The sequence below is a fragment of the Kitasatospora sp. NPDC059146 genome, assembly GCF_042786665.1.
In the GTDB taxonomy this organism is placed as follows: Bacteria; Actinomycetota; Actinomycetes; order Streptomycetales; family Streptomycetaceae; genus Kitasatospora.
The window spans coordinates 1-7,460 of record NZ_JBHZCY010000222.1 but is presented as its reverse complement, the minus strand read 5'-3'; the positions used below and the strand labels follow the sequence as shown (position 1 = coordinate 7,460).

Below are 7,460 nucleotides of genomic sequence, written 5' to 3'. Positions count from 1 at the left end.
GGACCGCGTCCGGGGCCGCCTCCGTACGCGGACGGCCGCCGGACGGCCGCCCGTCCGATCTGTGGAATGCTCCCGCACATGACGACGAAGAAGATCGAACTGCATGTGCACCTGGAGGGGTCGATCCAGCCGCGGACGCTGCTGGAGATCGCCCGGCGCAACCACGAGCCACTTCCCGTCGACACGGTCGAAGGCCTGGCCGAGCTCTACCGGTTCACCGATTTCCGTCACTTCATCGAGGTGTGGGTGATGACGACCAACTGCCTGCGCACCGCCGACGACTTCCGCCAGGTGGTCGTCGACTACGCACGGCAGGCGGCCGGCCAGGGCGCGGTCTACCTGGAGGGCATCTTCTCCCCCGCGGAGCGCGTGGAGGCGGACGGGATCGGCTGGGACGAGATCTTCGCGGGCTACTGCGAAGGCGCCGTCGAGGCCGAGGAGCGCTTCGGCGTGACCGTGCGGCTGACCCCGGACCTCTACCGAGGGTGCCCCGTGGACCTGGCCGAGGAGTGCGCACGGGTCGCGGTCCGCTACCGGGACCGCGGCGTGGTCGGCCTGGGCATCGGCGGCGACGAGCGGCGCGGTCCGCTCGCGCCCTACGGCAAGGCCGTGCGGATCGCCCAGGACGGCGGACTCGCGTTCGTGCCGCACGCGGGGGAGACCGCCGGCCCGGAGTCGATCCGGGAGGCCCTCGACCTCGGCGCGGTCAGACTGCGCCACGGCATCCGGGCCGTGGAGGACCCGCAGCTGCTGGTCGAGATCGTCGACCGGAGCGTGGTGCTCGACGTGTGCCCGACCTCCAACGTACGGACCGGTGTCGTCCGCGACCTCTCCGAGCACCCGCTGCCGCGGCTGCGCGAAGCCGGCGCGCTGTGCTCGATCAACACCGACGACCCGGCCATGTTCGGCACCGACCTCAACCGTGAGCACGACGTGGCGGCCGGCCTCGGGCTCGACGCCTCCGCCGCCTACGCCGCCGGTCTGGCCGGCGCGCTCTGCGACGACGCCGTCCGCGCCCGCCTGCTTCCCTGACGGCCCGCCCGGCAGTCCGCCCGTCCGGGCCCCGCAGGTGGTGCTCGGGGGCCGGTGGGGTGGTTCAGGTGCGGGCAGGGGTGGGCGGCGTGGCGGTGGCCTCGGCGGGGGAGCGCTGGTCGCGGGTGGTGGCCGCGGCGGTGGCGCAGGCCACGAGGGCGAGTACGGCCGCGGCCAGCGGGAACCAGCGGGTGCCCAGGACCGTGATGGCGGCTGATCCGGCGAGGCCTCCGGCGGCCGTGCCGAGGTAGAGGGCGCTGCTGTTGAGGGAGATCAGCAGGGGTGCGTTCGCGGGGTCGATCGAGGCCAGCCGGTGGGGCAGGGCGACGGAGACGGCCCATCCGGCCAGGGGGACGACGGCCGCGTACGCCAGCGCTCCGGGCATGCTGCGCCCCAGCCAGGGCAGGGCGGTGAAGGCGCAGGCGGCGACGGCGGAGCCGGTCAGCAGGACGGCCCGCACCCCGGCGCGGTCGACCAGGCGTCCGCCCAGCCAGCTGCCGGCGACCGAGAGCACGCCGGCGGTGAGCAGGATGAGGCTCAGCTTGTCGGCGTCGCCACCGGTGGCGCCGTGCACGGCGGTGGCGAGGTAGATGTAGACGCTCTGGAAGGCGAGGAAGAAGGTGAGGGTGGTGGCGGCGGCGCCGAGGACGCGGCGTGAGGCGAGGGGGGCCAGCCGGGCGGCGAGGGTGGGGGCGGCGGTGGGAGCGGGCAGGTCGCGCAGCAGGAGCGCGAGTCCGGCGAGTGCGGCCAGGCCGAGGACGGTGACCAGCCACATGGTCAGGCGCCAGTCGGTGCGTCCCACCCAGGTGCCCAGCGGCACGCCCAGCGCGGTGGCCACCGTCATGCCGCCCAGCACGGTGGCCAGGGCCCGGCCGCGCCGCTCGGGGGCGACCAGGGTGGTGGCCACGGCGTTGGCGGTGGGGGTGTAGAGGGCGGCGCCGGCGGCGGCGAGCACCCGGGTGGCCAGCAGCAGGGGGTAGGTGGGGGCGAGGGCGCTGAGGGCGTTGGCGGCGCTGAACAGGGCGAGCGCGGTCAGCAGCAGGCGCCGGCGCGGCCAGCGGGCGGTGGCGGCGGCCAGTGGCGGGGCCAGCACGGCGTAGCCGAGTGCGAAGACGGTGACGAGCTGGCCGGCGGCGCCCACCGACACGTGCAGGTCGGCGGCGATGGGTCCGAGGATGCCGGCGACCACCATCGAGTCGGTGCCCATGGCGAAGGTGCCGAGGGCGAGAAGGAGCAGGCGTACGGGCACGGAGAGCCCCCCGGGTCAATTGTTGGACGAACATGCAACGGTTTGACGCTCGCCAAACAATCGGGGATTGGTGGATAATTGTCAAACCATTCCTGCTGTCGCCCGCGCCCGTGCGGGACCCCGAGGACCGGAGCCCCACCCATGACCGACGACGAGCGGCTGCCCCAGCCCCCCACCGCCGACATCGACCTCGTCACGGTCCTGCACGCCCTCGGCGACCCCGTGCGCATGCGCCTGCTGCTCAGCTACGCCGACGGCGCCGAACACTCCTGCGGCCCCCGCGACCTGGGCCTGGACCACCTCCACAAGTCGACCGTCTCCCACCACATGCGCGTCCTGCGCGAAGCCGGCGTCACCACCACCCGCGTCGCCGGCCGCAACCGCTTCGTCAGCCTGCGCCGCACCGACCTCGACGCCCGCTTCCCGGGGCTGCTCGACGCCCTCCTGGCCTCCGCCCCGCGGCCGACGGCGGTGGCGGCCGCCGGCGCCTGAGGGGCGCCCCGTCCCTACGGCCGCCGGGCCACCCGGGGAACAGACCGGTGCCGCCGTCGTGACAGCCTGGTCCGGTGGAGGACCTCATCGCTACCCAGACACCGCACCGCCGCCTGCTCGACCCTGACGAGGCGATCGCGGAACTCGAACGCGCCGTACCCGGCTTCGACGCACTGCGCCTCGCGGTGCCCGCGACCTTCGACTGGCCGGCCCTCGAGGCCGCGCTGGGCTCCCCGGTGCCCGCCGACTACCAGCGCCTCTGCGAGCTCTACCCCCCGTTCGTGCTCGGCGACTTCCTCTCCGTCCACCACCCGACGGCCGGCCGCGAGCGGGAGTGGCCGCAGTGGCTCCAGGACGATCTGGAGACCGTGGCGGAGTGGTGCGAGGACAGCGACCCCGTCATCCCGCTGCGCCCGTACCCGAGCCCGGGCGGCTTCCTCCCGTGGGGCGGTTCGAACCAGGGCGACGTGTTCCTTTGGAGCACCAGCCCGGCGGGCCCGCAGGAGTGGACGGTCACGGTCGCCTCGCGCAGCGGAGCCTGGTGGCACTACGGCGGCGGCCTGGTGCAGTTCCTGGCCGACCTGACCAGCGAAGCCGTCCAACCCTGGGGCCTGCCCAGGGTCCGGCCCCAGTCCCGTCCGTGGTGACGACGGCGATCGGACGATGCCCGTGTGTCGGTCCCTGCTGGAGAATCGTCAGTGGCAGGGACGGCGGAGGGAGAAGAACGTGACGGCTGTGCTGAGCGAGTGGGTGCGCGATGTCGTGGAGCAGAGGATGCGGGAGCACCTCGCCGATCCGGATCCGGACTGGATGTCGCCCGCACCGGGCCTGCGGCCGCCGGCAACGCCGGACCAGGTCGCGGAACTCGAACGCTGGATGGGCCAGCCGCTGGACCCGACCTATGCCGAATTCCTCCTGCAGGGCGACGGCATGGCCCACTTCGACAGATCCATGCCGGTGTTCGGCTGGAGCGACTGGGCCGGTGGAACGCCTCCGGAGGCAGGAGGCGCGTTCGTCGACCTTGTGCAGGGCGAGTTCTGCGTCGACTGCGGGCTCGCGCCGGACGTGCTCCTCGCGCCTGTCTCGGTGGACTCCGACGGATCCGCGGGAATCCTCATGATCCCGCCCGGGGCGGGACCGGGAAGGTTCATGTGGTTCGGCAACGGTGATCTGGCGTTCTTCCCGACGTTCCGCGAGATCTTCGAGTACGCCGTCGACCACGGACGGTGGAAGGACTATGCCGCGACGTAGCCGCCCCGCGGGAGTGGAGCCGACCACGCCCGCACCGCACCGGCCCGACAGCACCCTCGGCGCCTCAGCGCCCCCACCAGCCGCGTAAGGTGCAGGACGCACCGCGGACACACGGAAAAGGGGGACGGTCCATGCCGATCAGGGGCGTGCTCTTCGACATCGACGACACCTTGTTCGACTACACCCACTCGGAAGAGGCGGGCATCCTCGCCCACCTGCGAGACGTCGGCCTGCTGGAACGGTTCCCCAGCCCCCGGGCCGCCCTGGACCTGTGGCGCGCCGTCATGGAGCACAGCTACGCCCGCTACCTCGCCCGGGAACTCACCCTGCGCGGCCAGCAGTGCGAACGCACCCGCCGCTTCCTCGCCCACCTCGGCCAGGACGGCGCCGAACACCTCACCGACGACCAGGCCACCGCCTGGTTCGCCGGCTACGCCGCCCACCGCGACGCCGCCTGGCGCGCCTTCCCCGACGCCGAACCCACCCTGCGCCGCCTCGCCCCCCACTACCGCCTGGGCATCGTCTCGAACTCCGACACCGACCACCAGCGCCGCAAACTGCGCGCCATCGGCCTGCTGGGGCACGTCGGCGACGTCATCGTCTGCTCCGACCAGCACGGCGAGGCCAAACCCGCCCCCAGCATCTTCCATGCCGCCTGCACCGCCCTGGGCCTGCCCCCGCACGAAGTCGCCTACGTCGGCGACAACTACACCGTCGACGCCCAAGGCGCCCACGCGGCCGGCCTCCACGCCTTCTGGCTCGACCGCGCCGCCACCACCACCCCGGTCGCCGAAGGCATCCACGTGCTCCACACCCTCCACCCCCTCGCCCCCGCCCTCGCCGCCCTCCCCGCCCCCTGACCTCCGGCACCCCTCGGCCCGCACGGGCCCCGGGGGTTCAGGATGCCGCGTCGGACCGGTGCGTGCGCCAGAGCGACCTGAGGGCTTCGAGCTCGGCGCGGGGGAAGTGTTCGCCCCACTTGCCGCGATATCCGCTCTCGCCGTACCTCGTGGCGACTTCGTCGAAGCAACGGATCACTGCTCGCGCCACGGCGTCGACGCTCTGCTGGGTCTACCAGATCTCGGTCCCGGCGTTGTCGTGCTTGGCGCCGTCCGGTAGTTGGAGGAGGCGGATCCACACGTCGTCGCCTGCGCGGTAGAAGATCCACCGGAAAGCGGTGGGCTCTGCCTCGAACTGGGCACGTGTCTCGGCTTCACCGCCGACCAGTCGGGCGACCGCCGTCAGGAGGTCCTCGGGGGCGTTGGTGATGTACGACGCCGTGACTTCGGTATCGGCTTGACCGTCAGCGATACTGCAGTCCGCCCACCCGGGTCCGTTGAGCGTCCAGACGAGCCGCAGGTCAGCCACGGCCGCCGTCCTGCTGGGTGAGGAAGCGTCGGACATCGACCGTGAGGGCAGACATCCGCTCGCCGGCGTCGAGCCAGGTCGTGACGGACGCCTCCCAACCACTGGCCGCATTTCGCCATGGGCGGAGAGTCCAGGTCAGCCCGATGTGACCGCCGGAGCGGAAGACCGCGCTGATGGTGAGATCGCGGTCGCTGGTCTGCCAGACCCGCTGCCCGTCCCAGCCGCGGAAGTCGGCCGCCAGCCCCTCCAGGAAGGGCGCCAGGTCGGCGCCCCGGTGCCAGGCGACCACCCCGTCAACGCGCATGGTCAGCCCCGGCGCGGACGCCTCGACGGCGTACTGCACGCGGTCCTCGTCAGGCCGGGAGGCGTCGCAGAGCCGCACGCTGACGAAGCGGTTGTTCTGGCAGCGGACGGCTACGGAGGCTGGCGTGTCGAGGTCGGTGTCGTGGGAGCTCACCGGTTGAACGATAGATCACGGAGGCCCCTCGCCGGCGACGCGAACTGCTGACCAAGGACAACACGCCGACCGTCGATGAGTCACAGCGCCCACCAGCAGTAGAGCCGTTGGTCGGAAGCCTGAGCACGCTGGGCCAGACCGGCCAGCGCATCCAGGACACCGGCCGCGACCTCGACGCTGACCCCGATCTGCCGGAGCTCGTCGGTCTCCGACCACAGCTCGGCACAGCGGACGAGGTCGTCCTGCGATGCCGAGGCGAGGGCAGCGGCCAAGGTATCCGTCAGGCTGACCACGAACGCCCCGTCGTCCTCCGGGTCGGACAGTAGTTGCCCGGACCGCGGACGTTCGCTCGCCTCCTCGTAGCCGCAGCTCGTCATGATGGCTTCGAGCCGGGCGACCGCGACGACCGGGTCGATGTTCTTGAGGAAGACCACGTCGAGGTCCGCCCGACCCGGCCCTCCCGGCGTCTGGAGGACAGCGACAGCGGCCTGATCGTCGGTGGCAGAGAAGTAGTCGCACCGCGGCATGCCGACGATTCTGGCATCCACGGCTGACAGCCCTGCCGGACACGGCCAGGGCGCTCGCTGACGACCCACACCGGGGATCAAGCTCGGAGAGCGTTGACAGGGGCGGTGGCGTCGACTTCCTGTGCGGGGGAGTGCCGTTGACCTCGGCTGGCTAGGGGGCGGGTGTTTCCCCGTGGGGCCGGAGCGCGGGGGAAGTCGGCCGGGCCGACTTCTGGTGCGCGGGGCTTGCCGGCCCCGGGGGACGGCGGGCAGGGGGTCAGGAGGGTGGGGTGTCGGCGCCGAAGAGGGTGCGGCAGGTGGGGGTGAGGCCGGTGACGGTGACGGGGGAGGGCGGGCCCTGCCAGTGGTCGCGGGACAGGCGCAGGCGCTGGGACTCCACCACCCGGCCGTCGAGGACGTCGAGGGTGATGCCGTCGTCGCGGTAGCCGAGCTTGCGGGAGACCGCGAGGGAGGAGTGGTTGTCGGTGAAGGACACCGACGTCGCCGAGCGGGCGCCCAGCTCGGCGAACGCCAGGTGGAGCATCGCCGCGCGCATCTCGGTGCCCAGCCCACGGCCCTGGTGCTCCAGGCCCACCCATGAACCGGAGGTGATCTCGCGCCGCACCGCGAACTCCTGGGCCCGCATGTCCTGCACGCCCACCGGCCGCCCCTCGTGGAAGGCCACCAGGTCCAGCGCCCAGTGCTGCGCCGTCCAGCGCCCCATCCGCCGCCAGTGCATCTGCAGGACGTGCCGGGCTCGTTCGGCGGGCGCCAGCTCGCCCCACGGGGTGAGGAAGGGGCGCTGGCCGGGCGCGTGGACCCCGCGCGCGGCGAGGTCGGCGACCTCGGACAGCTCGTCCTCGCCGGGAAGGCGCAGCTCCAGGCGCGGCGTGGTGACGCGCAGGCCCTTCAACGGCCAGTGGTCGGTGATCATCGGCCCAGTGTGCCGGGAGCCGGCACCGCCCGCACCCCGGTTTTCGCGCCCGCGCCGGAGCGCGGCAGTGCCGGGGCTAGGTTCTGTCCGGCGGATCATGGTCGGAGCCAGAGGCGGATCGCTGCGACGGTGACCGTGCCATGGAAGACGTAGGCCCGCTTGTCGTAGCGG

At 72.8% G+C, this 7,460-nt stretch carries 10 protein-coding genes; 5 read left to right on the top strand and 5 right to left on the bottom strand.

The genetic code is table 11. The features are described from left to right. Window positions 1–78: 78 nt before the first annotated feature. A complete protein-coding gene (gene add, locus ACFXPX_RS42955; RefSeq protein ID WP_380590542.1) occupies window positions 79–1,032 on the top strand; it encodes an adenosine deaminase in 954 nt (317 codons plus the stop codon). A 64-nt stretch (window positions 1,033–1,096) separates the two neighbouring features. Here the strand turns inward: add and ACFXPX_RS42950 are convergent, their stop codons facing one another. Continuing rightward, window positions 1,097–2,281, bottom strand: a complete 1,185-nt coding sequence (locus ACFXPX_RS42950; protein ID WP_380645031.1) for an MFS transporter — start codon at window positions 2,279–2,281, stop codon at window positions 1,097–1,099. Between the two features lie 141 nt (window positions 2,282–2,422). Between ACFXPX_RS42950 and ACFXPX_RS42945 the strand changes: the two genes are divergently transcribed. From ACFXPX_RS42945 to ACFXPX_RS42930, 4 genes are all read left to right on the top strand, one after another. Continuing rightward, a complete protein-coding gene (locus ACFXPX_RS42945; RefSeq protein ID WP_380645030.1) occupies window positions 2,423–2,773 on the top strand; it encodes an ArsR/SmtB family transcription factor in 351 nt (116 codons plus the stop codon). Between the two features lie 74 nt (window positions 2,774–2,847). Next, entirely contained in the window at window positions 2,848–3,420 is a 573-nt protein-coding gene (locus ACFXPX_RS42940) for an SMI1/KNR4 family protein (RefSeq protein ID WP_380645029.1), read from the top strand. A gap of 79 nt (window positions 3,421–3,499) precedes the next feature. After that, on the top strand, window positions 3,500–4,024 hold the full coding sequence (locus ACFXPX_RS42935) for a hypothetical protein (RefSeq protein WP_380645028.1): 525 nt from the start codon (window positions 3,500–3,502) through the stop codon (window positions 4,022–4,024). A gap of 131 nt (window positions 4,025–4,155) precedes the next feature. Further along, window positions 4,156–4,884, top strand: coding sequence for an HAD family hydrolase (locus ACFXPX_RS42930; RefSeq protein WP_380645026.1), 729 nt, complete (start codon window positions 4,156–4,158; stop codon window positions 4,882–4,884). A 211-nt stretch (window positions 4,885–5,095) separates the two neighbouring features. Here the strand turns inward: ACFXPX_RS42930 and ACFXPX_RS42925 are convergent, their stop codons facing one another. The 4 genes from ACFXPX_RS42925 to ACFXPX_RS42910 form a co-directional block, all read right to left on the bottom strand. Beyond that, window positions 5,096–5,392 carry a hypothetical protein gene (locus ACFXPX_RS42925; RefSeq protein WP_380645024.1) on the bottom strand — a complete coding sequence of 99 codons (297 nt, stop codon included), beginning with the start codon at window positions 5,390–5,392 and terminating at the stop codon, window positions 5,096–5,098. Beyond that, the gene (locus ACFXPX_RS42920; protein WP_380645022.1) at window positions 5,385–5,849 is read right to left on the bottom strand and encodes a DUF6228 family protein; all 465 of its coding nucleotides are present in this window, start codon (window positions 5,847–5,849) and stop codon (window positions 5,385–5,387) included. Before ACFXPX_RS42920 ends, ACFXPX_RS42925 begins: the two co-directional genes overlap by 8 nt. 80 nt (window positions 5,850–5,929) lie before the next feature. Beyond that, a complete protein-coding gene (locus tag ACFXPX_RS42915; protein ID WP_380645021.1) occupies window positions 5,930–6,397 on the bottom strand; it encodes a hypothetical protein in 468 nt (155 codons plus the stop codon). 235 nt (window positions 6,398–6,632) lie between these two features. Continuing rightward, window positions 6,633–7,289, bottom strand: coding sequence for a GNAT family N-acetyltransferase (locus tag ACFXPX_RS42910; protein ID WP_380645020.1), 657 nt, complete (start codon window positions 7,287–7,289; stop codon window positions 6,633–6,635). Window positions 7,290–7,460: the final 171 nt, after the last annotated feature.

Coding starts and splice junctions, on each gene's coding strand:
- add (WP_380590542.1), top strand. CDS start 79: ATGACGACGAAGAAGATCGAACTGCATGTGCACCTGGAGGGGTCGATC.
- ACFXPX_RS42930 (WP_380645026.1), top strand. CDS start 4,156: ATGCCGATCAGGGGCGTGCTCTTCGACATCGACGACACCTTGTTCGAC.
- ACFXPX_RS42910 (WP_380645020.1), bottom strand. CDS start 7,289: ATGATCACCGACCACTGGCCGTTGAAGGGCCTGCGCGTCACCACGCCG.
- ACFXPX_RS42945 (WP_380645030.1), top strand. CDS start 2,423: ATGACCGACGACGAGCGGCTGCCCCAGCCCCCCACCGCCGACATCGAC.